A 23474-nucleotide genomic window follows, 5' to 3' on the forward strand; every position below is an offset into this window, starting at 1 on the left:
CCTCACTCCTTATTCAAGAACCTGGATCACGCGGTGCGTCTTCGGCTCGACGATCACCCGCCGCTCGTTGACGACCGTGTAGGCATAGTCGGCGTTGGGCACAGTATGGACCTCAATGGTGTCCGGCAGCGTGGTGCCAACCGTGATCTCGCCATCATAGACGACGGATGGCGTGTTTTGCTCCATAACATAGGTGCGCACCTCGCCGGGCAGGACGACGGAGCCGGTTGGTGCGGGATCGGTGACAACGACGGTGCTCTGTGCAAAGGCGGCCGAGCAGATGGTCAGCATGGCGGCGGTAGCCAGCATGATCTTACGCATGGGATGTTCTCCTTTTTGAACTCTGAACATCAAGGCAACGCCGCCCATAGGGCATAGTTCCGCCACCAGCTTGCCGTCGTGGCAGAGGCGGGGAGCCGATTCCCTGTTGCTAAGTCAATTTATGCTCCATACGGTTGAGCTGTCCGAATCACATTCAGTGCGAGTCTTCCGGTGGCAGCAGGGTCGGGCTCTTTACCCTTCGTTAACCATGTCGGCGGTTTATGTCAGGTGAACGGCCGGCTGGTCGTTGATTCGAAGGTCCGTCGCGTTTCGGTTCGCGAATGGATATCTGGAAAAACGATTGCGGCGGCTCGAGACATGCGCTTGCGGAAGACGATATCGCTGGTGGCAGTTGCGGGCGTGATGGCCGGCTGCACGTCGACCGGCGGTGTGCGACAGCCTTCCGGGCCGGAGACGGTGGCGCCTGAAAAGGCGCTGGTTCTGCCGCCGCCGGGTGGCCCGTCGATTGTTAGCGTCGTCGAGCGCAAGCGTGGCAATGGTGTCGAACAGACGGTCTCCCTGTTTACGTCCTCCTCGGTGCCCGGCCAGAATTTTCTGAAGATCCAGTTTTTCGGCGCTTCCGGAGCCAATCCCGGAACGGGCAATGCCGGCTTCCGCTTGATCAACGAGAGCGCTATTGCCCGCGAAATGTCCCACGCGGCCCCCGGCGTGCCGATGGCGACTTCGGCGACCTTCCTGCAGAACGCTTATGGGCCATTCGGCTATGCCTCCGGCCGAAGCCGCGCCGGCGATGCCTGCATCTTTGCCTGGCAACAGATCCGCTCGAGTGCGGCCGCCAATACGCAGGCCCGCAATTTCGGCATGATCCAGCTGCGTCTGCGCCTATGCGATGCGCGCGCATCCGAGCGCCAGCTGCTCGGCATCGTCTACGGCTACACCATATCGGGCACCTTCGACGGGGTGATCTGGAACCCCTATGGCGCCCCGCCGCCCGCCGATGCGGCGCTCGGGCGTACCGGCAATCCGATCTATCCGGACGAGGGCGGATATCGCGCCAGTCCTGTGCCAATCGGGTATGAGCCGGCGCCTGTCGTCGCCCGTCGGCCGCGGACAGCTCCGCTTCGCAGCGCCCCGAGCCGCCAGCCGGCGCAAGGCGCCGCACCTCTCCCGGCGCCCATCGGCCCGCGTGTGCCGCTGCCGGGCGAGGCGCCACAGACGAGCGTGGCGCCGGAGGCGGTCGCCGTGCCGTTGGAACAATCGGCAAGGGCGATCGGGGTCACCGTGCCCTCACCGGACTGCATAGGCGACGCGGCCATGACGGCCGTCTGCCGGAGATAGAGCGTGATGCCGAAAGGCGGGGATCGGTTTTCGGGCGGCATCCTGTTCTAACTCTTTAACTTGGAACAGGATGATTTGGGCGAGCTGACCTGAATCATCCTGTTCCGGCAAGGGTGCCCGGGTGTCGGACGATGCCTCGGCGGAGTAATTTCGAAGGAACGTTGATGCGCAAAGCCCGCAGCGTCTTCATTTGGGCCCTGGTTTCGCTCTGCATGATCGTGTTGATCACCCTGCCGGTTAACCTGCAGACCCAGCTCATCACCAGCATCACGGTTGTCACGGTGATGGCGCTGATCAAGATCCTGAAGGGCGAGGGGACGTGGCGCCTGGTGGCGCTCGCTTTCGGCACGTCGATCGTGCTGCGCTACGTCTATTGGCGCACCACCAACACTTTGCCGCCGGTGAACCAGCCTGAGAATTTCATTCCCGGCCTGCTGCTCTATCTTGCCGAAATGTATAGCGTGGCGATGTTGGCGCTCAGCCTTTTCATCGTCGCCACACCGCTGCCGCCGCGCCCTTCGCGTGCCGCCAATCCCGGGCGTCTGCCCCATGTCGACGTCTTCGTGCCCTCCTACAACGAGGATTCCGGCCTTCTCGGAAACACGCTGGCTGCCGCCAAGGCCATGGACTATCCGGCCGATAAGCTGCATGTCTGGCTGCTCGACGATGGCGGCACCTTGCAGAAACGCAATTCCGGCAAGTTGCTCGAGGCTCAGGCGGCGGCCGCCCGTCACGTCGAACTGAAGCAGCTTTGCCAGGATCTTGACGTCACCTATCTCACGCGTGACCGCAACGAGCATGCCAAGGCGGGCAATCTCAACAACGGCATGAAACATTCGACCGGCGAACTCATCGCCGTCTTCGATGCGGACCACGCGCCGGCCCGCGACTTCCTCCTCGAGACTGTCGGCTATTTCGAAGACGATCCGAAGCTCTTCCTCGTCCAGACCCCGCACTTCTTCATCAATCCGGATCCGTTGGAGCGCAACCTGCGCACCTTCGACAAGATGCCGAGCGAGAACGAGATGTTCTACGGCATCATCCAGCGCGGCCTGGACAAATGGAACGCCGCCTTCTTCTGCGGTTCGGCCGCTGTGCTGAGCCGCAAGGCGCTCGAATCGCAGAACGGCTTTTCCGGCATCAGCATCACCGAGGATTGCGAGACGGCCTTAGCGCTGCATGGCAGTGGCTGGAACAGCATCTATGTCGACAAGCCGCTGATCGCCGGCCTGCAACCGGCCACCTTCGCAAGCTTCATCGGCCAGCGCAGCCGCTGGGCGCAAGGCATGATGCAGATCCTGCGTTTCCGCTTCCCGCTGCTCAAACGCGGGCTGTCGATCCCGCAGCGCCTTTGTTACATGTCCTCGACGCTATTCTGGCTCTTCCCATTCCCGCGCACGATTTTTCTGTTTGCGCCGCTTTTCTATCTGTTCTTCGATCTGGAGATCTTCACCGCCTCCGGCGGCGAGTTCCTGGCCTACACGTTTGCCTATATGCTGGTGAACCTGATGATGCAGAACTACCTCTATGGTTCATTCCGCTGGCCGTGGATTTCCGAACTCTACGAATATGTCCAGACGGTGCATCTGCTGCCGGCGGTCGTCTCCGTCATGCTCAATCCGAGGAAGCCGACCTTCAAGGTCACCGCCAAGGACGAATCGATTGCCGTCAGCCGCCTGTCGGAGATCAGCCGTCCGTTCTTCGTCATCTTTGCGGTGCAGATCATCGCGCTCGTCATCACCTTCTACAGAATTTATGCCGAACCCTATAAGGCCGACGTCACGCTCGTCGTCGGCGGATGGAATGTCATCAACCTGATCATGGCCGGCTGCGCGCTGGGCGTCGTGTCGGAACGCGGCGAGCGCGCCCTGTCCCGCCGCGTCCGCGTCAACCGGCGCTGCGAATTCGGCGCCAACGGCAAATGGTACGCGGCCTCGATCGAGGACGTTTCCGTCCATGGCGCCAGGCTTCACATCTTCAACAAACACCTCGATGAGATGATCATCGGCGCACCTGCCGAAATGCGCTTCCGGCCCTATAGCGGCGCGGAGCTGGAAACCCTGCCGCTTATCGTCCGCAACATCGAGCCGTCGGGCGACATCAGCAATGTCGGTTGCCAGTATGTGCCGAAAAGCGCCCTCGACCACCGGCTGATCGCCGACCTGATGTTTGCCAATTCCGGCCAGTGGACTGAATTCCAGACCTCGCGCCGCCGCAATCCGGGTCTGATCCGCGGCACCATCTGGTTCCTCGGCCTGTCGCTTTATCAAACCAGCCGCGGCCTCGTTTACCTCTTCCGCAGCATGCGGCCGGAGCGGGAGGCACAGCAGCAGGCGGCAAAGGTCAATGCCGGATGAAAAGCATCGTCGCCGCTTCGCTTCTCCTGCTGAACGCTTCCGCCTTCGTCCAGGCGCAGACGGCGCCCTTCGACATGTCCGGCGAGCGCCCGCCCGGCGCGTCCGTCGCCCCGAGGCCGACGCCGCCCGCTCCGCCGGTGGCAGCACCGGTGCCCGTCACGCCTGCAGTTTCCGTAACACCCGCACCGGCGACACCGGCAGCGCCGGCGCCCGTTCCTGCACCGATCATTGTCCAGCGGCAGCCGGCGTCGGCGCCCCAGCCTGGCGCGGCTGCAAATGCCGCTTCGCAGCCGAGCCCCCGCGATATCAGGCATTATCTTGTGCCCTTTTCGAAATTCAGCCTCGGCGGCGAATACGACCGCCGCTCATGGTCCGTCTATCTGACGCCCGAGCAGGCGGCGGCCAAGGCAAGTTTCACCTTCGCCTATCAGAACTCGATCGTCGTCGCGCCCGAGGCCTCGACGCTGACCGTCTATCTCAACAATCGCCCGATCGGCCAGCAGCGCGTCGGCTCGCCAGACGCCCCATCGGCCGTCACGTTCGAGGTTCCCTCGGGTCTGCTGCAGCCGGGCGCCAACGTCGTCACCTTCCAGGCCGATCAGCGTCATCGCACCGATTGCAGCATTCAATCCACCTATGAACTCTGGTCGAACATCGATCCGGCCGGAACCTATCTGAGCTTCGCCGGCAGGAACGCCGCGGAACTATCGAGCGCCGACGCAATTCGCGCCATCGGCGTCGACGGCGCCGGCAAGACGGAGTTCGATATCGTCGTCCCGGCGCTGGAGCAGCCGGGAACCACAGAGCCGCTGCTGCGGCTGACGCAGGGCCTGTCGGTGCTGAGCAGCATGCCGAACCAGATCTTTGCCTTCAATACCGCCTCCCTTCCGGCTGCCGGTCCCGGCAGGCTCGGTGTGCTCGTCGGCACCGCGGCGGAGCTGCGGCCGCTCTTTCCCGGCCTGCCGCCCGGCGCCGAAAGTGCGCCGCTCGCCGCTTTCGTTACCGATCCGCGCAGCGGCTCGCCCGTGCTTCTGATCAGCGGTCCTTCCTGGCAGGCGGTCTCCTCGGCGATCGATACCATCGTCTCGCCGGTGGACAGGTCCGCCGATGTCCGCCGCGACGTGTTGACCACCGAACGCTGGAGCACGCCGAACGCACCGCTGATCTTTTCCGATACCGGCATTCCCTTGTCCCAGCTCGGCGTAAAAACCACCGAATTCTCCGGCCGCCGGTTCCGGACCAGCTTCAATGTCGCCGTGCCGGCGGATTTTTATGCCAATGCCTATGGCGAGGCGAAGGTGCTGCTCGACGCCGCCTATACCGATAAGGTTCAGCCCGGCAGCCACATCGATATCTACGTCAACGACAACATCGCCTCCACAGTGCCGCTCACCTCGACAACAGGCGGCATTCTCCGCCATCTGCCGATCCGCGTGACCATGCGTCACTTCAAGCCGGGTCTCAATACGGTGGCAATCGAGGCGATCCTGATGACGAAGGGCGATGCCGCCTGCGCGCCGGGCAGCAGCGCCGATGCCAATGCGCGCTTTGCCCTGTTCGATACTTCTGAATTGCATATCCCGGATTTTGCCCGCGTCGGTCAGCTTCCGAACCTGGCCGCCATGGCCGGCACCGCCTATCCCTATGGTCGGGCCACCGAGCCGACACCACTCTTCATCGATCGCACCGACGCCGACACGCTGTCGGCCGCTGCCACCCTGCTCGGGCAGATGGCGATCATGGCCGGCCATCCGATCGCCGTCGAGAGCGTGGCCTCGCCGAATACGATCGGCGATCGCGACGCAATCTTCATCGGCTCGATCTCGCAGATGCCGGCGACCGCGTTGTCGCAGACCAATGTCTCCACGGCGAGCCAGGCCTCGTGGCGTCCCGTGGTCGACGCGCAGCCCGGCGTCGTCGATACCGGCGCGGCCTTCGAGGAATGGAATTCCAAGGTCAGCGGCGGCCTATTGCGCGGACAGGTCACCGCCTTCCGCGAATGGGTGGGGCGCAATTTCGATATTACCCGCAGTTCGCTGCAATTCATCCCCGGCGCCGAAGAGATCTTCACGCCGCCAAATATGGCCACGCTGCTGGTTGCCCAGGGCTCCAGCCCCGCGGGCGCGGGCGCATGGACCGTGGTGACGGCGCCCTCGGCGAAAGATCTGCGCGAGGGACTGGAGGTCCTGACCGCGCAGATGAACTGGCCACAGATATCGGGACATATCACAACCTATTCGAGCAAGACGGCCAAGATCGAGACGGTGCCCGTCACCCGCTTCGATTTCGTGCCCTCCACACCCTGGTCGATCTCCAACTATCGTTTGATCGCCGCCAACTGGCTGTCGACGAATATTCTCTCCTACGCCTTCCTGCTCGTCGCCTTCGTGCTGCTGATCGGCATCAGCACATCGCGCATGCTGAAAAATCTGGGCCGGTCGAAATGAGGTTGTGGCGCATGCTCCTCGTTGCGGCGACGGCCATGTTCGCCCTCGCAAGCCCGCCGGCCGCCGCGCAGCAGGCGATGATCAACGCCGATGCGTGGTCCGCCTATAAGGCGAAGTTTCTCGATCCGAGCGGCCGCATCATCGATAACGGCAACGGCAATATCAGCCACAGCGAGGGGCAGGGCTATGGCATGCTGCTCGCCTATCTCTCGGCAAGCCCCGCCGATTTCGAGCAGATCTGGTATTTTACTCGCACCGAACTGCTGTTGCGCGACGATGGCCTGGCCGTGTGGAAATGGGATCCGAACGTCAAGCCGCACGTGACGGACACCAACAATGCCACGGATGGCGACATGCTGATCGCCTATGCGCTGGCGCTTGCCGGCACTGCGTGGAACCGCAATGACTATATCCTGGCGGCCTCCCGCATGGCCCAGGCGCTGCTCGCCAAAACAGTCGCGCGCTCGGCCGGCCAAATGCTGCTGCTGCCGGGCAGCGAAGGTTTTACCGCCGCTGACCGCAAGGACGGCCCCGTCATCAACCCCTCCTACTGGATCTATGAGGCAATTCCGGTGATGGCCGCACTTGCCCCGTCGGATGCCTGGAAAGAACTGTCGGATGATGGCGTGGCATTGTTGAAGACGATGCAGTTCGGTCCGCGCAAGCTTCCTGCCGAATGGGTCAGCCTCAGCGGCCCGCCGCGCCCGGCGGAGGGTTTCGACGCCGAATTCGCCTATAATGCCCTTCGCATTCCGCTCTATCTCGCGCGCGGCGGCATCACGGACAAGGCGCTGCTGACCCGCTTGCGAAAGGGCATGTTGCAGGATGGCATTCCAGCAACCATCGATCTGACCACCGGCAGGCCGAAGACCGTGTTGTCCGATCCTGGTTATAGAATTGTTAACGATGTTGTGGCCTGTGTAGTCGACGGGACCAAGCTGCCGGTCTCCGCCCTGCAATTTGCGCCCGCACTCTATTATCCGTCCACGCTTCAACTGCTGGGGCTGGCCTATATCGGGGAGAAGCATCCGGAGTGTCTGTGAAGTCTTCTCTCGTGGCGATTTCAGCGGCAGCCGTGGTAGCGACCCTCGTCACCGGGTTGAAGGATCGCGCCACCCTGCAGGAAAGGTTCGGCATTCCTGCAGTCAAGCCGGCGCCGGAGCTGATGATGATGGGCCGCATCAAGCCGTCCGACGCTCCTGCCGGCAATCCCGACTTCAATGCCGAGGCCGTCGCCGACAAGATCGAGGCGATCACCTCTCAGCAACCACCCGCACCGGACACGCCTGAGCGGAACGTCGCAAAAGAGCCGCCTGCAGTAGCGCAATCCGAGGCGCCTCAGACAGCCGGTGAACCGGCGCCCGTCCCTCCGGCGATCGTCACCGAGCCGCCGGCGCCGCCACAGGCGGCAGCGCCGCCGCAGCCTGACGTCGATGAAAGCGCGCTTCGTTATTTTGCCAGCCGCGGCGACAAAGTGCGTCTGCAGGCTGAGATCTCCCGCCTGCAGGCGCTTTATCCGAACTGGGTTCCGCCGGCCGATCCGCTCGCCGTGCCGCAAAACCGCGACAAACAGCTCGAAGCCATGTGGAAGCTCTATTCCGATGGACGCTATGCGGAGCTACGCAGGGCGATCGCCGACCGGGAGGCCGCCGATGCCGGCTGGCAGCCGCCGACCGATCTGCTCGATCGGCTTGATGTCGCCGAAGCCCGCGCCCGTCTCATCAACGCGTCGGATCTCAAGCAATATGCGACCGTGGTCGATATTGGCGCCGCGACGCCGAGCCTGCTGACCTGCAGCGAGGTCGATGTGCTCTGGCGCGTCGCCGAGGCCTTCGTTCGCACCGAGCGATCGCAGCGCGGCCAGGATGCCTATGCCTATATACTGAAGAATTGCGGCGATCCGGCCGAACGGCGGGCGACGGTCGAAAAAGCCTCGACGCTGCTTGACTATCAGCCGATGCAGACGCTGCTGGCGCTGGAGAGGCCCGCTGCCGACGGCGGCAGGGAATTTGACGCGATCCGCGACAACCTCGCCCGACGCTTCGTGGCCGAGAGCAATGAGGATCCGAAGCTTGCCATCGCGCCCAGTTACATCGCCCGCCTCGAAAAGCTGGCAGAAAGCGAAGGTCTCGCCTCCGATGCGCTGCTGCTCGGCTGGTACCAGCTTCGCCGCAACAACCCTGCCGATGCCGAGAAGTGGTTTCGCGCCGCCCGAGCCAAGGAGGAAACGGCAGTCGCTTCGCAAGGCCTGGCGCTGGCGCTGATCGCACGCAGGGCGCCTCAGGAGGCCGAGGACGTGATGTTCCGCTGGCGCGCCGATTCCGACGATGCGACCTCGACCTATCTTGCCTCTACCGCCAATCTGATGGCGCTGCAGCCGCCCGCCGATCTCACCGAAGAGGTGTTGCACCGCGTCGCCGCCGAGGTGATTGCCCGCAAATATGTGCCGACGGCGCAGCAGTTCGGCTGGTATGCACGCTCTCTCAACCAGTTCCAGACTGCCGCGCGCTGGTTTGAAACGGCGCTTGCCTGGAAACCGGACGACGAACCGTCCGCCTATGGCCTTGCCGTCACCCGGGAGCAGCTGAACGACCGCAAGGGAGTGCTCGACCTCCAGCGCGCCTGGGCCGGCCGGTCGGCACGCATCGCCAGTCTTGAAGACACGCGGGTGTCGAATGCCGGCGCGCAGCCGGCAAAGCCGCCGCTTGCCCCGCAGCAGCCGGCTCAGCCGGCAGAGCCGCCGCAGCCCCCGGCCGCTTCAACGCAGCCGGAGCCGGAAGTCTCCGTTCGGGTCGCACGGCCGGCGATGCAGACGGTGGCGGTCGAGCGCGGTCCGCGCCGGGCGCGGGGCTGCTCGACGACCATCGACGCGGGGCAACTCGGGCCGTCCGAGGCGCTGTCGCGCGGCTGGTGCCTGATGGAGATTAACCGGCCGATGGAGGCGATCCCGGCTTTCGAGACGGCGTTGCAGAGCCCGGTCCGCAAGATCCGCGAAGACGCGGCCTATGGCCAGAGCCTTGCCTATCTGCGCGCCGGTCTTTCCAGCAATGCCGCCGTCGCGGCAACCAAGGCGCCGCAAAGCCGCCAGCGCGCTGCCGAACTGCAGGTGGCGATCCTCGCCGATCGTGCGCTGCAGGCCTTCGACGCCGGCCGGTATCGCGAAACCCTCATCTATCTCGATCAGCGCGCCCAGCTGCAGCAGGAGCGCATCGATCTGATGGTTCTGCGCGGCTACGCCTATCTCAATCTGAAAATGTACGATGATGCGGGCCGCATCTTCCAAGCCGCCGCCGCGACCGGCAATCGGGATGCCACCCGCGGCCTCGCCGATCTGCGGAACATCATCCATCCCGGCGTCAATGACTGACATTGACGCCGCCGCTGCTCTCGGCTACTCGCCTGCCTACTGCCTCGCGCTCGCAAGGAAACCCCCGTGTCCGCTCTCCACGACATCCTCGACAGGTCTTATGACGCCTTTCTCTTCGATATGGACGGAACGCTGCTGAACTCCATAGCCGTCGTCGAACGCGTCTGGAGCGAATGGGCAAGACGCCATGGTCTCGAGCCGGAGGTCTTCCTGAAGACGATCCACGGCATCCGCGCCTCCGACGTGATCCGCGGGCTGGGCCTGCCGGGCGTCGATCCGGCCCACGAGGCGGATCTGCTGCTGGCCGAGGAGATGAAGGATGTCTCCGGCATCGTCGAGATCCCGGACGCCGTCCGCTTCCTGAACGCCATTCCCGAAGACCGATGGGCGATCGTCACTTCAGCGCCGATCGAGCTCGCCAGGCGCCGCATGGCTGCCGCCGGCATCCCGATGCCGAAGGTCATGGTCAGCGGTGGAGAAGTCAAATCGGGCAAGCCCAGCCCCGAAGGTTATTTGCTCGGCGCCAGCCGCCTCGGGGTCGATCCCGCCAGATGCCTGGTCTTTGAAGATGCCGTCGCCGGCATCCTTGCCGGTGAGGCGGCTGGCGCCAACGTCACTGTCATCACCGAAACTCACGCCACGCCCTTCGAAACCCCGCATTTCTCGATCGCCAACTATCAGGCGTGGCAGCCCCGCCAGACCGCCGAAGGCCGCCTGAAGATCGCCGCGATCTGATTGTTGCCAGCGAACTGCTTCCTTTTTGTGGGAGGCAGGTTTTTTCCGCTTGCATTGCACGCGCCGAAAAACTAAACGAAGCAAGCCGTTTCGGCAGGTCGGGGCGTAGCGCAGCCCGGTAGCGCACTTGACTGGGGGTCAAGGGGTCGCTGGTTCGAGTCCAGTCGCCCCGACCATTTATCCCCTTGAAATCCCAGTCAGAATGTCAGTTTAGCGGCGGGCGCCGCCGCAGGGGTGGCTGCAAGAGAGAACATCGGCCGTCAGTGCGGTTTCTGCGCGATTGCGATCATCGATTTCGCCAGGAGCGGAATCCTCCCGACATATTCGAAGTCGACGTCTTCGAAACCGGTTTCATGCAGCAGCGTGCTCAGCGTTTCCGGCGACCAGAATTTGATATGACCGTGGTCCTTCAGCGGCATGAAATGGTCATCCATCTTTCCGCTCACGGCGAGCGCCAGATTTTTCCAGTAACCGTGAAAAGGCGTTGAAACGACGGCGAGGCCGCCCGGTTTTACCAGATCGTACATGGTCGCGGTGAAAGCCTTGGGGTCGTATACATGCTCCACGACCTCTAGGCTGATGACCGCATCGAAGGTCCCGTAGCGGCTGGAAAGATCTTCGTATCCGGAGCCAATTTCCAGCGGAAGATCGGGATGGACCGCTTTCGCCTTCGCGATGCCGTCCTCCGACGGATCGACGCCGACGACATCGTAGCCTTTCTCCGCCAGCACGGAGGCAGCCCCGCCGGTGCCGCAACCGAGGTCGAAGACCGTTGTTTCGTTTGCCTCGTGGAAACTGTTTTCAAGTACATCGACCACAGTTGGCAAGATATAGGAATGAGCGGTCGCCGGCTTGGCGTGGACATAGGTAGTAGCGTCCAGTTCGATAGACATTTCACCTCCTGAAAAAGTAGGCCCGCAGAGACAATGGTACGGCGGAGTTTGACGGGAGTGTGGTGCCGTTGTGGTATTAAGGTGATTAACGCCCGAGGACGTTCGCGCCGGCAGTCGATTGACGATCCGATACAGATCGGCCGGCGTTCTTAACGCCCTCTTCATCACAATGCGAGGGATGGTGACGCGAGCACCAGAGACTCCGCGAAGCCGATTGACAGGGTGTCGAGAAGGTGCTGAAAACGACAGAAATCCGGATCCGTCGGATTACGGTGGAATAAAGGGCCGACCTGTCGGCTTCGGCTTTGGCTATTTCAAGTAAACGGCGAGCGGACGCCTCCTTAAATGGAGCGATTGCAAATAATCTCTGTGATTGTTTTAGGAATCCATTGGTCTGGTGGGTGGATAGTTGTTTTCTTGTTGAGGCTATACACGACGTTGCGGCAAGCTGTTCGGTTTTTTGCTTGAAGAATTTCAATTCGCTTCGCATGTTTCGTAAGTACGTGTAGATTAACATGATCCTTGTCACAGATCACCTGGTGCGAAGCCCATGCCGGATATGAACCAGAATCTAACTTGCAGGCAGGCTCTTGCCAGCGCGTTCCAGGCACTGTCGGACGAGGCGGTCAAGGCCGGCTGGCCGGAGGGCGACGTTGCACTCGCGCTTGCCGAACTCGCCGAGGAACGGGTGGTCGAGATGACCGCCAAGGTGATCCTGGAAGGCTCCATGCACCCGCAAATCATGGCCGTTGGTGGCCGCAGCAGATGAGCACGAAGCCACTGGAAGGCTGCGCCGTTTCGCAATTTTCTCACCAGCAAGCCTGCCATCTTCGCCGCCGTGACGAAGGAAGCCTGAGCCGCGCGCGGGCTGCGCAGCCCGTCCAGCGCGTCAAGGCAGTGCTGTAGCGCGATGCGATAATCCCGCCCGCGCTTAGCCGGCCATCGTTTCAGATATTCGACGGCGTCCCAGGCGGTGGAAACCATCAGACTGCTGGTTTGAGAATGGACTCGGACGGGGGAGGGAAAGCGTTTTTCACTCAAGATTCGGACTCGCTGATTCCTGCTTCAAAACCCGGCGTTAACGCGCGGGACAAAATATCGTTCCATAGGAATTTGCGCAGTTGCTAAAGTTCTGAGCCACGCGCATAATCAGTTATAGCCGGTTGCGGAGGGCGTCCGGCGATGCAAGCGTGACGGCGTTTGCCCTCGGAGGGAAGTGCGGCGTGATGTTACGGTCATCAATTCATCCGCATGATTTACCGCTCTTTTCGGAAGATCTCGATCTGCTTTCGCAAGTGCTGGACAAGGTCTGTGTCGAACGCGGACTTGTCAGAACGGCACCGGAGGCCGAGCGGATCGGTGCGGTCATCATTCAGCTTTACAGACAGGGCGTGAGAGACGGCGGCAAACTCGCCGACCTTGCCAAGACCTATCTCTGACCCTCGGGTTCTCTGTTGATTTAGGACAGGGCGACGGTACCGTTCCGTCAATCGTCATTGGCGGCGTTGAGATTTTCCGGCCGGATGCCGTCATCGCTTGACGTGCGTGCCCGCAGTCGGATGCCGGGGCCGCCTTCGTCCTGGTTGCCGCTCGAAAGGAAGATGATGCCGTGCGCCTCGAGCGTGCTGCGCACGTCGAACAGCGCATGCGGCTCGCCGGCGAATTCGCCTTTTTCCAACGCAGCCACCGTCTCGACCGGCAGGCCGCTTGCGGCGGCGAGCTCTTCGATGCTCATTCCGATCATGGCGCGTGCGCCGCGTATCTGCGTTGCTGTTATCATGGCGGAAAATCTAGCGCATTCGCAGCGCTTCGCAAGTGGCGTGGCGGTCGATGGCGAAGCGTGCAGGCGTGCATAACCACGCTTCGTAGATCGCAAAGGATCAGCCGCAGCGGGAAGCAACTTGCGCTTCCCGCTGCGATCTTCAAGTTTCCCGCAATTTTACCCCGAACAGGTCGTCATGCATGCGCTCGACCGCGATCCCCATGCCGCCCATGAGGGCGGCGCGGTTGCCGAAGCGGCTGATCTCGATGCGCGGCGGGTAAGGTGTGCAGCGTGGCAGGAAACGCCGGATGGCGTTTACGAGTTCGGGCCTTGAGCCGATGCTGCCGCCGGTAATCACCAGTTCGGGATCGAGGGTTGCGCCGATTGCCGCAATGGCGACCGCCGCCAGCCTTGCAGTCTCTTCAATAGCGGCGACAGCGCTCGCTTCGCCTGCGTTAAAGGCGGCGAAGAGATCGGCCACGGTGGATGCATTGCGCCCGCCGAAGCCGATGTAGCGGCGAAGCATCGCAACGCTGCCGACGGCGCTTTCAAGAGTGCCAAGCGTAAACCCGCCCGGATCAAAGGCATCGCCGCCGATTGGGAGATAGGCGATCTCGCCGGCAGCGCCCCGCGCCCCGCGCAGCAGCGCCCCGTTGGCGATGATGCCCATGCCGACGCCTGTTCCAAGCGCAACGAAAGCAAAATTGTCGATCTCGACGCCGTGCCCCCGCCAGCGCTCCCCCTGCGCGGCGAGATTGACGTCATTTTCGACGATGACCGGCAGACCCATTCTGCTGCTGAAGGCCTGCCGCAGGTCCATTGCGTCGACGCCGGGAATGTTCGGCGCGACATTGATATGTCCGGTGACTGGATCAAGGACGCCGGGAGTGCCGAGAACGACGAGGCGAAGCTTGTCGGCGGTCGTGCCCGCCGCAGATGCGAGCTCGACGATAAGATCGCTGAATTGATTTACGAGATGCATTCCGCCGCGCCGGTCGGTAGCCACTTTGGTTTCGGCAACCACGTTTCCCAGCAGATCGCAGATAGCCGCGGCGATCTTGGTGCCGCCGAGATCGATTGAAACAGCCAGTCCTGCCCTGGCATTGATTTCGTAGATAATTGCATTCCGGCCTGGTCGGCCATCGGTCCGGCCGACGGGTCTCAGCCACCCTTCGTCTTCAAGATCGCGCACGACCTCGGAAATCGTCTGTTTCGACAAGCCGGTCAGTTTGGCGATGTCGGCGCGGGAGATCGAACGGTTGGCCAGCACGGTCCGGATGACGGCGTTGGTCGATATTTTCCGTGCGATCGGAGTCTGGGCGCCAGGGGATGTCATTGTCATTCGGCTGCTCGTTCCAATTAGTTCGGAGCGTATACCTAATTAGGAGAGATATTGGCTCTCAACTATCACGAAGAAGAAAGATTGAGGCTCAGCCTCGGCAATTGACAGGAGTTCAGTACATCGAAGTCGGTGATTTGTCTATGTCCTTGACAATTGGAAGGTCGCCTGTAGGCTGGGATCAACGCGCAATCAAATGTGCGACGAAATAAACAGGGTCGAGGACAAGTATGGATCACACATATTGTCTGGGCAGCTGCATGCGCGCCAAGATCGCCCGAAGAGGAACTGGTCGTGGCCGGCTCCGCTATTTTTCCATTTTGCTTTCGGCTGGTCTCGCAACCAGGTTGTTGGGGATTTTCCCATGTTAAAGCCCTTGGCTGATGGACAGCTGTCTTGCGAAAAACCGGTTCTCCTGCCTGTCATGGCGCCACGCCTTCAAGCCGATATTCACCCGGATGGATATGCTGATCTTGCCCTGTGGGGCGCCGGCAGCCTGGGACGGGTGAGATTTTCTGCAATCAGGGGGCCTTATACCTACGGCCCGAACCGGATTGTTGCCCAACATGGCGGCGTCTTTATCGCACAGTCGCTGCCGGTTATGTTGATCAGCGGCGTGCGCCTTCTGGGCATATACCCGGCGCGTCGTTGTGCCTGGTGGCACGAGCCGGATGGGCAAAGCGCACCGGTCAGGGGCTCTCGGAACCATCATCGCCAGACTTTCGAAATGGACTGGGGTGTGCTCATCGTGGAGGCCGCAGGTTCCGATTTGCGAATTGCCGTGGGCGCCTCAAGAGACGAAGCCGAAAAAGCGCTCGATCTCAGCAGCGAAGCCATCATGGCGCAAGCGGCGGAATATGTCGCGCGTTGTGATCTGGCGCCCGATGCCGACCCGCTGATGCGCAGCATGGTCAGCCAGGGGATTCACGCCGCCCTTTCCAGCATCAGGCGCGATGAAAACGGCGCCTTCGCCGGTCTTGCCGCCGGACAGGCCTATAGTGCTCCGGCGCGAACCTATTACCGCGACGGTTATTGGACGATGCAGCCGCTTTTGACGCTGGCACCGGAGGCGGTACGCGACGAGATCCGGCTGCTCGCCAAGGGGGTGCAGCCGGATGGAGAAGCCCCGAGCGGCGTGATCTTGACGGGGCCTGCGCAATCTGAGGCCTGGCAGCACTTTGTCGCCGACAGCAAGGCCAATCCCAAAACCCACAAAAGGGCAGTCCCGGAATATCACAACCGTCCGCAGGATTGGTGGAGCGACCACTTCGACAGTCCGCTTTTCTTCATTCTGTTCATCGACGACTATGTCGGTGCAACGAAGGACCTGGCCGAGGCGCAACTGCACTGGCCGATCGTCCGGGCGATCACCGACCGCTATCTCAGCCTGGCCGGCCCCGACAGCGTTCTGCCGGTAAAGCCGCGTAACGATCGCGATTGGGCCGACAACGTCTATCGCGAGGGCCTAGTCTCCTATGACCTCGGCCTTTTTGTCGGCGCCATGGATGCGGTGGCGAGGCTTGGCGAGGCGCACGATCCGGCTCTTGCCGAACAGGCGGGCAGGGTCGCAAATCTCGCCCGCCGGGAAATCGAGGCCAAACTCTTCGTCCCGGCAACGGGAGGATATCTCGACTATGGAACACCTGGCCTATTCGTCGAGGATCATCTGTCTCTAGACAGTCTGACTTTGTCGCGGTTTGGCGCGATTTCGCGGCCGAAGGCTATTGGCCTGCTGAGAGCGTTCGAAACCAGACTGGAAACGCGCAACAATCAGGAACAGCCCTACGGCAGCTGGGGTGTCATGTGCGCCTATCCGCCCTTCAAGCGGCCCAGCGATCTGCGGTCCAAGACCGCCTTTCCCTACCGCTATCATAATGGCTCGGACTGGCCCTATTGGGATGGCGCCTATGCCGAAGAACGCCTGCGCTACGGGCTTGGAGGCGCGCGCTATGCGCTGACACGCTGGTGGGAAACCTGCCTTGACAATGGCTGGATCGGCGCGGTCGAATATTTCTCGCCGCCGTACGGACGCGGCTCCCTGCTTCAGGGCTGGAGCGCCATGCCGGCGGCGGTCGTTTTGAAATATGGGCTTGACGCCGCAAATGCGGAGCCAATGTCATGAGTGACCTGGCTCCGTCGGTTCTAGCGGGATCGCTCATCGATCCGCATTGCAAAGGCGACGGAGCCATCCCGCTCGAATTCGGAAAAGCCAAGGTGACGGTAGAAGCCTCTGGCGCGTTCGTTGTTTGGATCGACCCCGAGATGCACGGCCGTGACCCCATGATTACGAAGCGCCTGAAGCTCGGTATCGATCATCATCCGTCCCCAGCCGCTTGCCTGGAGTCCGGGAAGAATGTTGATGTGAAGATGCGCCGGATACTGGTCCTGAAGCCAGAGCGTTCCGCTGCGCGGATTTTGGATTCGCTCGAGCACGTCGGCGTCGCGCGGACGGGTAGGCGCCAGGCCGGCGATCTCTCCGCGCACGGCCGGCCACCAGTTTGCCGCCAGGTTTTGGTCGAACAGGCTGGTGTCGGGTACGCCTACGACATAGCCGACCGGCCGGTCGCCCTGAACGAGAACAAAGGCAAAGTCTTTGGCGAACTTGAGATAGGGTACCGACCAGATGTAGCCGGGCAGACGCGGGTCGCTGTAAAGGGCGCTGGCATCGTGACCGCCATTCGCGGTCCTCAGGCAGATGTCAAAAAAGGCTTCAGTATCCGCTTCAGTTGCGGGACGGATGAAGCAACTGGTGTCCATCACTTTGCCACCTCCTGCGTGGCGCTTTGTCATTTGAGGTCGCGAGAGGAGCTGATGCACTGACGATTACCTCAGATTCGCCAGCCAGGCAAAGCTCTGGGGGAAGAAAACGTTCGGCCGGCGCCAGGCGCGAAGCCGGAACGGGAAGTGGAGAATGAACCAAATGAGGTGGAGCAGATGAACAGAACCGTGAAATCGATCAGCATACTGCCGGCATACCGATTGAAAGCAGCCGTCGCGCTTGCCGGCGCGGCGCTGGTGAGTTTTGGCCTTTCCGCCGCCCGTGCCGACGATCTGGCCGTGTGGGACGACCAGACCTTTGAAGGTCAGAGCGCGGTCATAGAGCAACTGAACAAGGACTTCGAAGCCGCGCATCCCGGCGTCACGATCAAGCGCACCGCCCGCACCTTCGATGACATGAAGCTGACGTTGAAGCTTGCGGTCTCGGCCGGCGACGGCCCTGTCGTCACCAAGGTCAACCAGGGCGCCGGCGACATGGGCGCGATGGTCAAGGAAGGTTTGCTGCTGCCGGTCGACGAGTACATCAAGAAATATGGCTGGGATAAGCGGCAGTCGGATTCGGTGCTTGCCAGAGACCGCTGGGAGGGGGCGAAATTCGGGGTCGGCAAGACCTACGGCATATCGGGTCTCGCCGAGATCGTCGGCCTTTATTACAATAAAAAAATCCTCGACGATGCGGGCGTGGCGCTGCCGCAGACCTTCGAAGAGCTGTTGGCCGCTCTCGACAAGCTCAAGGAAAAAGGCGTCGCGCCCTTCATGATGGGTTCGGCAAAACAGCATCTCGCCCTGCACATGATCGGCGCCATCGATCAAGCGCATATCGACGCGGCCAATCGGGCCGAGCTTGACGACTTGATCTACGGCAAAGGCGGTACCTGGAACACCAAGGGTAATATCGAATCGGCCAAACTCGTGCAGCAATGGGCACAGGGCGGCTATTTTTATCCCGGCTTCGAGGGCATCTCGGGTGATGACGCCGTCCAGCTGTTCATATCAGGGCAGGGCGCATTCCTGATCTCCGGGACCTGGTACTTCGGCGACATGCAAAACAATCCGGATATCGGCTTCATGGCCATTCCCGCGCCGAAGGGCATTTCCAAGCCGATGAGCGTCGGCGGCGTGGATCTTGCCTGGGCGATAACCAGCCTTGCCAAAGACAAGGCAAAGCAGGACCTGGCCGGCGAGTACATCGACCATATGGTGTCGGAAAAGGCCGCTGAAAGCTGGGCCGCGGCAGGCTATCTTCCTGCAACATCGCTCCCGGCGGATGCAAAGCCGAAGCTCACGCCGCTCCTGACCTCCGGCATCGAGATGTGGAAGACACTTAACGCCAACGATGCGCTCGGCCACTACCCCGATTGGTCGAGCCCGACGATGCTGAAGACAATCGACGACAACACGCCGCTTCTCTTGTCCGGCAAGATCACGCCCGAAGCCTTTGTCGATGCCATGGACAAGGACTACCAGGCCTATTTGAAGGATAAGAAATAAGCAGTGCGGACGCCGGTCACGACGGCCCCGGGCGGTCCGACCGGCGTCCCGTTCATCACGTTAAAATAAGTGCTACGAGCTCACGGCTTGTTGCGCGATGACCAGAGCTTTGGCAGGGAGTACTGGATGAAACGCTCCGCACTGGATGGAACGCGACAGACCAACCTCATCTATTTATTGCCTGGATTGCTGCTCTACGCAGCGTTTGTGTTTGGGCCGATTGTCGCGGCTTTGGCTTTGAGCCTGACCAGCTGGGACGGCCTGACTATGCCCAGATGGGTTGGCCTTGGCAATTACGCCGATCTCTTTTCCGACAGCCGTTTTTACATCGCCTTGCGCAATAATGCCGAGCTGATGATCTTCTACTGCGTCCTGCCGCTCGTGCTCGGCATAACGCTTGCCGCCTGTGTGTGGAATTTGAAGCAGCGCGAACAGCTCGCCCTCAGAACCTTCCTGTTCCTGCCTTATATCATGCCGACTGCCGTGTTGGGCATCATCTGGGCATGGCTCTACAATCCTGCATTCGGCCCGTTCAATCAGTTTCTGCGAGCGGTAGGCCTGGGCAGGTTCGCTTTGCCCTGGCTCGGAGATTTCAATTTCGTGCTTCCCGCGGTCGGGATCGTTGCGACCTGGTATTTCTTCGGTTTTTGCATGGTCATCTTCCTCACCGGAATCCAGCGCATCGACCCGTCTCTTTTCGACGCCGCCAAGGTCGACGGCGCGTCGGCGCGAAAGACCTTTTTCTGGATAACGCTGCCGCTTCTCATGCCTGAGATCAGGGTGGTTTTGCTTCTGACGGTTATTGCCTCGATCAAAAGCTTCGACCTGATTTTCACGATGACCCGCGGTGGACCCGCCAACGCGACGCTGGTGCCGAATATCTACATGTATCAGCTCGGCTTCGAGCTCAATCGCTTCGGCGCCGCAGCCGCCATCGCCATTGTCGGCGCCTTGCTAACATTCGCAATCAATTTCGCAATTCACCGGCTGGTGGGCTCCAGAAGCAAAGGATTGGCTTGATGAGCCGTTCGTCCAACATTCCCGCCGCGCTGTTCCTTCGCATTGTCCTCTGGCTCCTGGCCTTCGTAACGATCACTCCGTTCCTGCTTCTGTTGCTGACCTCCATAAAGAGCAAGGCCGACGTTCTGAAGGGCGCATTCGCCCTTCCGGCCTATCCGCATTTCGAAAATTACATCGATGCCTGGAATGCCGGGCATTTCAACATCTACTTCTGGAATTCGATCGTCGTCGTAATACCCGTCGTTGCTGCAAGCGTCTTTTTAGGCCTGCTGACCGGTTTTGCCTTCGCCTACCTGTCATTTCCACTACGGCGCACGCTGTTCGCGATCCTGACGCTCGGCATGATGGTGCCTGCGGAGGCTTTCATCATCCCGCTTTATTATGAAATGCGCTATCTCGGGCTGATCAATACCTATGCGGCTCTCATCATCCCGCAGATCGCGATGTCGATACCCTTCTCAACGATCTTCCTTGCCAGCGCGATGCAGCAATTGCCGGAGGAAATTCTCGAAGCGGCGGTCCTCGATGGGGCCGGACGCTTCTATATCCTGCGCAAGATCGTCATCCCGCTGATGATACCGGCAATGTCGACGCTGGCGCTGTTCTTGTTCATCTGGACCTGGAACGAGTTTCTCATTCCGTTCATCCTGGTCAATGACGACGCCTATCGGACGCTGCCGCTGGGCATGCTGTTTTTCCAGGGGCGCTATACCGTCAACACGCCGGTTCTGACTGCCGGCGCGGTGATCGTCATTTTCCCGCTGATCCTGACCTATCTGGTTTTCCAGCGGCGGTTTATTGCCGGTCTGACGGCAGGCGCGACGAAATAGGATGCGCCGCTTCTTTCGGCCTCCGGCTGCGCCGGTGGCGCGCCTCCAGCGCCGCGCAGCCCCAGACCGTGCCAAGCAGCAGGTAGACGTGGCGCCAGTGATCGATGTCGATGACGTTGCCGATCGCCGCATGGCCGAGGACGGAGATCCAGGCGACCATCAGGAAGGGTTGCCACGGCCGGTCGAGCAGCAGGTTTCGAAAGCCGATCGCCAGCGTCCAGACGAGCATGCCGACATAGCTGACGAAGCCGAGCCAGCCATAGGAGGTGAGCGATTTCAGCCAGATATTGTGCTCGTCCTCGGGAAACATCGTGCCGAACACCAGCGGGCCGATGCCGAGCGGGCGCTCCATCATCATGGTGAAGCCGATCCGGTGACGTTCGAAACGGCCGAGATGTTCGCCGTCATATTGCTGTACCAGCTGGGCGCGGGCGGAAAACAGTTCGGCGACCTTCGGGACTTGAAGCGCCACCAGCAGCGACGCGATCAGCATGATGATCGCCGCCAGCGACAGCACCAGCACTCGCAGGCGAAAGGCGCCGCTGCGCTCCTTCAGCAGCATGATGAAGATCAGCAGCCCTACGCCGAGCGCAAACAGCCCCCAGGCGGCACGCGAAAAAGACAGGAAAATGCCGAGCGCCAGCACGAGCAGGGCGGCAGCCTTCAGCGGCGATTTCTTCAGGTCGCCCACGAGAATACCGTGGACGAGATAGAGCGATGGCGGCACCAGGAAGGGGCCGAAGACGTTCGGATCCTGGAAGGCGCCCTTGGCGCGGTCATAGAGGGTGAAGATCTCAGCGCCTGGAAAGGCATGGAAATAGCCGAGTATGCCGAGCGCCGAGGTGGCGACGGCGGCGAAGACCCAGGCATTGAAGATCAGTGGCAGCCGCTTGTGGCTGTCCTCGACGATTGCCGCGTAGAAGACCGAGGTCAGCGCCAGGAAGGTCGACACCGCGATATACATCGGCGCCGTCGCCAGATCCTTCATCTGCGTCAGTGACAGCATGCCGCCGATATTGAAGGTGAGCAGCAGGGCAAGCAGGGGCGCCACGCCGCGTGAAATCTTCAATCCCAGGATGAACCAGAGACCGATCAGCCCGGCCATCCAGAGTTCGTAGGGGGCCGGCTCGTCGATGACGAAACCGGAGAGGAAGACGCCGAAGGCGACGAAGGCCGAGCCGATCAGGCGCAGCGTCATCCGCTGCGGCTGGGCGACACGCGGATATGTCGCCTCGACCGTGCTCAATAGGCGTTTTCCGTGTTCAGCAGCCGGATCGGCGTCAGGAACAGGATCTTCAGATCGAACCAGAGCGACCAGTTCTCGATGTAGTAAAGGTCGTAGGCCGTGCGGAACTTGATCTTCTCGTCATTGTCGACCTCGCCGCGCCAGCCGTTGATCTGCGCCCAGCCGGTGACCCCGGGCTTGACGCGGTGGCGGGCGAAGTAACCCTCGACGACATCGCCGAAGGCGCGGTCGCGAGCCTGAGCCAGAACGGCGTGCGGGCGCGGGCCGACCAGCGAAAGCTCGCCTCTCAGCACGTTGAAAAGCTGCGGCAGCTCGTCGATCGAGGTCTTGCGGATGAAGCGGCCGACGCGGGTGACGCGCGGATCGCCCTTGGTCACCGCGGCCTTGCCGGTGGGGTCGGCCATATTGGTGTACATCGAGCGGAACTTGAAGACGTTGATGATTTCGTTGTTGAAGCCATGACGCTTCTGCATGAAGAAAACCGGGCCTTCGGAGGTCGCCTTGATGGCGGCAGCCGTGACCAGCATCAGCGGCCATAGCAGGGCAAGGGCGACCACGGTGAAGAAGATGTCGAAGCCGCGCTTGGCGACGGAATCCCAGTCGCGGATCGGCTTCTTGAAAATGTCGAGCATCGGCACCGAGCCGACATGCGAATAGGCGCGCGGCCGGAAGCGCAGCCGGTTGGCATGCGCTGCAAGACGGATATCGACCGGCAGAATCCAGAGCTTCTTCAGAAGGTCGAAGATGCGCGCCTCTGCCGACAGCGGCAGGGCGATGATCAGCATATCGATGCGCGTCAGCCGCACGAATTCGACGAGTTCGGCCACGGTGCCGAGCTTCGGATAACCGGCGACCATGATCGGCGAGCGTTTCTCGCCGCGGTCGTCGAAGATACCGCAGATGCGAATGTCGTTGTCGGCCTGTTGTTCGAGGATGCGGATCAGCTCCTTGGCTGGTTCGCCCCCGCCGACGATGACGGCGCGCCGCTCCATGATGCCGTTGCGCGCCCAGTTGCGAATGCCGTAGGCGACGAGGAAACGCTCGCCGGCAAGGAAGAGCGCGCCGGCAGCAAACCAGGAGAGATAGGCCTCGGTCATTGCCCATGTGGCGCCGCGGACGAGCGCGAACAGGCCGATAGTGAGGACGAGGGCGATCGTCCAGGCGGTGAGGATGCGCGGCATCAGCCGCAGCTTCGCCCGAAGTGCCGGGATGGTGTAGGTGTCGGCAAGCTGCAGGCAGGCCACGGTCAGGGCCGAAGCGATCGCCGCCATGCCCGCCCGCACCAGCAGGGGATCGCTGCCGTCGCCGGGCGCAAAGAAGTAGACGATCAGAGCAATCGAAAAGAGGGCCAGGAATTCGAGCAGCCGTAATTGCCCGATGATGATGACAGGCGAACGGGTTCCGTCGCGGAACTGTTCGGCGATCTGCCGGGCATAGGCATTGATTTCGGTCGGCTCGGAGGCCTGCTCCCGACTTGCATTGCGTCGCGCCTCGATGTCGGAGACCTGCTTGCGCAGCGCTTCTACGTCGAACGGATCGCTTTTTTCCAGCTTGTTCATGGGGTTTTGTCGCTCGTTGTCAGCAAGCGA

General features: G+C 61.7%; 19 protein-coding genes, 1 tRNA gene and 1 pseudogene. 13 read left to right on the plus strand and 8 right to left on the minus strand.

What is annotated here, in order from left to right:
- Positions 1–9 precede the first annotated feature (9 nt).
- Positions 10–321 (minus strand): DUF1236 domain-containing protein, encoded by a 312-nt coding sequence (locus A7X77_RS06575; protein ID WP_009996268.1) that lies wholly within the window; start codon positions 319–321, stop codon positions 10–12.
- Positions 322–639: 318 nt separating this feature from the next.
- Here A7X77_RS06575 and bcsN point away from each other — a divergent pair, with 318 nt between their 5' ends.
- The 7 genes from bcsN to A7X77_RS06610 all read left to right on the plus strand — a co-directional run bounded on the left by bcsN (position 640) and on the right by A7X77_RS06610 (position 10702).
- Entirely contained in the window at positions 640–1620 is a 981-nt protein-coding gene (gene bcsN, locus A7X77_RS06580; RefSeq protein WP_064682171.1) for a cellulose biosynthesis protein BcsN, read from the plus strand.
- Positions 1621–1784: 164 nt separating this feature from the next.
- Complete coding sequence (gene bcsA, locus A7X77_RS06585; protein ID WP_064682172.1) at positions 1785–3977, plus strand: UDP-forming cellulose synthase catalytic subunit; 2193 nt, start codon at positions 1785–1787, stop codon at positions 3975–3977.
- Positions 3974–6424 carry a cellulose biosynthesis cyclic di-GMP-binding regulatory protein BcsB gene (locus A7X77_RS06590; protein ID WP_064682173.1) on the plus strand — a complete coding sequence of 817 codons (2451 nt, stop codon included), beginning with the start codon at positions 3974–3976 and terminating at the stop codon, positions 6422–6424. The genes bcsA and A7X77_RS06590 overlap by 4 nt, the downstream gene beginning before the upstream one ends.
- Positions 6421–7467 carry a glycosyl hydrolase family 8 gene (locus A7X77_RS06595; protein ID WP_064682174.1) on the plus strand — a complete coding sequence of 349 codons (1047 nt, stop codon included), beginning with the start codon at positions 6421–6423 and terminating at the stop codon, positions 7465–7467. Before A7X77_RS06590 ends, A7X77_RS06595 begins: the two co-directional genes overlap by 4 nt.
- On the plus strand, positions 7464–9791 hold the full coding sequence (locus A7X77_RS06600) for a hypothetical protein (RefSeq protein WP_064682175.1): 2328 nt from the start codon (positions 7464–7466) through the stop codon (positions 9789–9791). The genes A7X77_RS06595 and A7X77_RS06600 overlap by 4 nt, the downstream gene beginning before the upstream one ends.
- A gap of 66 nt (positions 9792–9857) precedes the next feature.
- Positions 9858–10526 (plus strand): HAD family hydrolase, encoded by a 669-nt coding sequence (locus tag A7X77_RS06605; protein WP_064682176.1) that lies wholly within the window; start codon positions 9858–9860, stop codon positions 10524–10526.
- Between the two features lie 99 nt (positions 10527–10625).
- Positions 10626–10702, plus strand: a tRNA-Pro gene (locus A7X77_RS06610).
- An 84-nt stretch (positions 10703–10786) separates the two neighbouring features.
- Here A7X77_RS06610 and A7X77_RS06615 read toward each other — a convergent pair.
- Positions 10787–11419 (minus strand): class I SAM-dependent methyltransferase, encoded by a 633-nt coding sequence (locus tag A7X77_RS06615; RefSeq protein WP_064682177.1) that lies wholly within the window; start codon positions 11417–11419, stop codon positions 10787–10789.
- 550 nt (positions 11420–11969) lie between these two features.
- Between A7X77_RS06615 and A7X77_RS06620 the strand changes: the two genes are divergently transcribed.
- On the plus strand, positions 11970–12188 hold the full coding sequence (locus A7X77_RS06620; RefSeq protein WP_064682178.1) for a hypothetical protein: 219 nt from the start codon (positions 11970–11972) through the stop codon (positions 12186–12188).
- Between the two features lie 41 nt (positions 12189–12229).
- Here the strand turns inward: A7X77_RS06620 and A7X77_RS31995 are convergent.
- Positions 12230–12460: pseudogene (locus A7X77_RS31995) on the minus strand (DUF982 domain-containing protein); the annotation flags it as partial.
- A 185-nt stretch (positions 12461–12645) separates the two neighbouring features.
- Here A7X77_RS31995 and A7X77_RS06625 point away from each other — a divergent pair.
- A complete protein-coding gene (locus tag A7X77_RS06625) occupies positions 12646–12858 on the plus strand; it encodes a hypothetical protein (protein ID WP_009996470.1) in 213 nt (70 codons plus the stop codon).
- Positions 12859–12905: 47 nt separating this feature from the next.
- Here the strand turns inward: A7X77_RS06625 and A7X77_RS06630 are convergent, their stop codons facing one another.
- Positions 12906–13199 (minus strand): helix-turn-helix domain-containing protein, encoded by a 294-nt coding sequence (locus A7X77_RS06630; RefSeq protein WP_064682179.1) that lies wholly within the window; start codon positions 13197–13199, stop codon positions 12906–12908.
- Positions 13200–13341: 142 nt separating this feature from the next.
- Positions 13342–14523, minus strand: coding sequence for an ROK family transcriptional regulator (locus A7X77_RS06635; RefSeq protein ID WP_064682180.1), 1182 nt, complete (start codon positions 14521–14523; stop codon positions 13342–13344).
- 361 nt (positions 14524–14884) lie between these two features.
- On the opposite strand from A7X77_RS06635, the gene A7X77_RS06640 reads away from it, so the two are divergent.
- Positions 14885–16642, plus strand: a complete 1758-nt coding sequence (locus A7X77_RS06640; RefSeq protein ID WP_064682181.1) for a hypothetical protein — start codon at positions 14885–14887, stop codon at positions 16640–16642.
- A gap of 20 nt (positions 16643–16662) precedes the next feature.
- Here the strand turns inward: A7X77_RS06640 and A7X77_RS06645 are convergent, their stop codons facing one another.
- Positions 16663–17277: a GNAT family N-acetyltransferase gene (locus A7X77_RS06645; RefSeq protein WP_064682182.1), complete on the minus strand. Its 615-nt coding sequence runs from the start codon at positions 17275–17277 to the stop codon at positions 16663–16665.
- 177 nt (positions 17278–17454) lie between these two features.
- On the opposite strand from A7X77_RS06645, the gene A7X77_RS06650 reads away from it, so the two are divergent.
- From A7X77_RS06650 to A7X77_RS06660, 3 genes are all read left to right on the plus strand, one after another.
- On the plus strand, positions 17455–18789 hold the full coding sequence (locus A7X77_RS06650) for an extracellular solute-binding protein (RefSeq protein ID WP_064682183.1): 1335 nt from the start codon (positions 17455–17457) through the stop codon (positions 18787–18789).
- Between the two features lie 126 nt (positions 18790–18915).
- Entirely contained in the window at positions 18916–19809 is an 894-nt protein-coding gene (locus tag A7X77_RS06655) for a carbohydrate ABC transporter permease (RefSeq protein ID WP_064682184.1), read from the plus strand.
- The gene (locus tag A7X77_RS06660) at positions 19809–20639 is read left to right on the plus strand and encodes a carbohydrate ABC transporter permease (RefSeq protein ID WP_064682185.1); all 831 of its coding nucleotides are present in this window, start codon (positions 19809–19811) and stop codon (positions 20637–20639) included. Before A7X77_RS06655 ends, A7X77_RS06660 begins: the two co-directional genes overlap by 1 nt.
- On the opposite strand, the gene A7X77_RS06665 is transcribed toward A7X77_RS06660, so the two are convergent.
- The gene (locus A7X77_RS06665; RefSeq protein WP_064682186.1) at positions 20605–21885 is read right to left on the minus strand and encodes an O-antigen ligase family protein; all 1281 of its coding nucleotides are present in this window, start codon (positions 21883–21885) and stop codon (positions 20605–20607) included. The genes A7X77_RS06660 and A7X77_RS06665 overlap by 35 nt on opposite strands.
- A complete protein-coding gene (locus tag A7X77_RS06670) occupies positions 21882–23444 on the minus strand; it encodes an undecaprenyl-phosphate glucose phosphotransferase (RefSeq protein WP_064682187.1) in 1563 nt (520 codons plus the stop codon). Before A7X77_RS06670 ends, A7X77_RS06665 begins: the two co-directional genes overlap by 4 nt.
- Positions 23445–23474 lie beyond the last annotated feature (30 nt).

The organism is Rhizobium bangladeshense (assembly GCF_001662075.1).
In the GTDB taxonomy this organism is placed as follows: domain Bacteria; phylum Pseudomonadota; class Alphaproteobacteria; order Rhizobiales; family Rhizobiaceae; genus Rhizobium; species Rhizobium bangladeshense_B.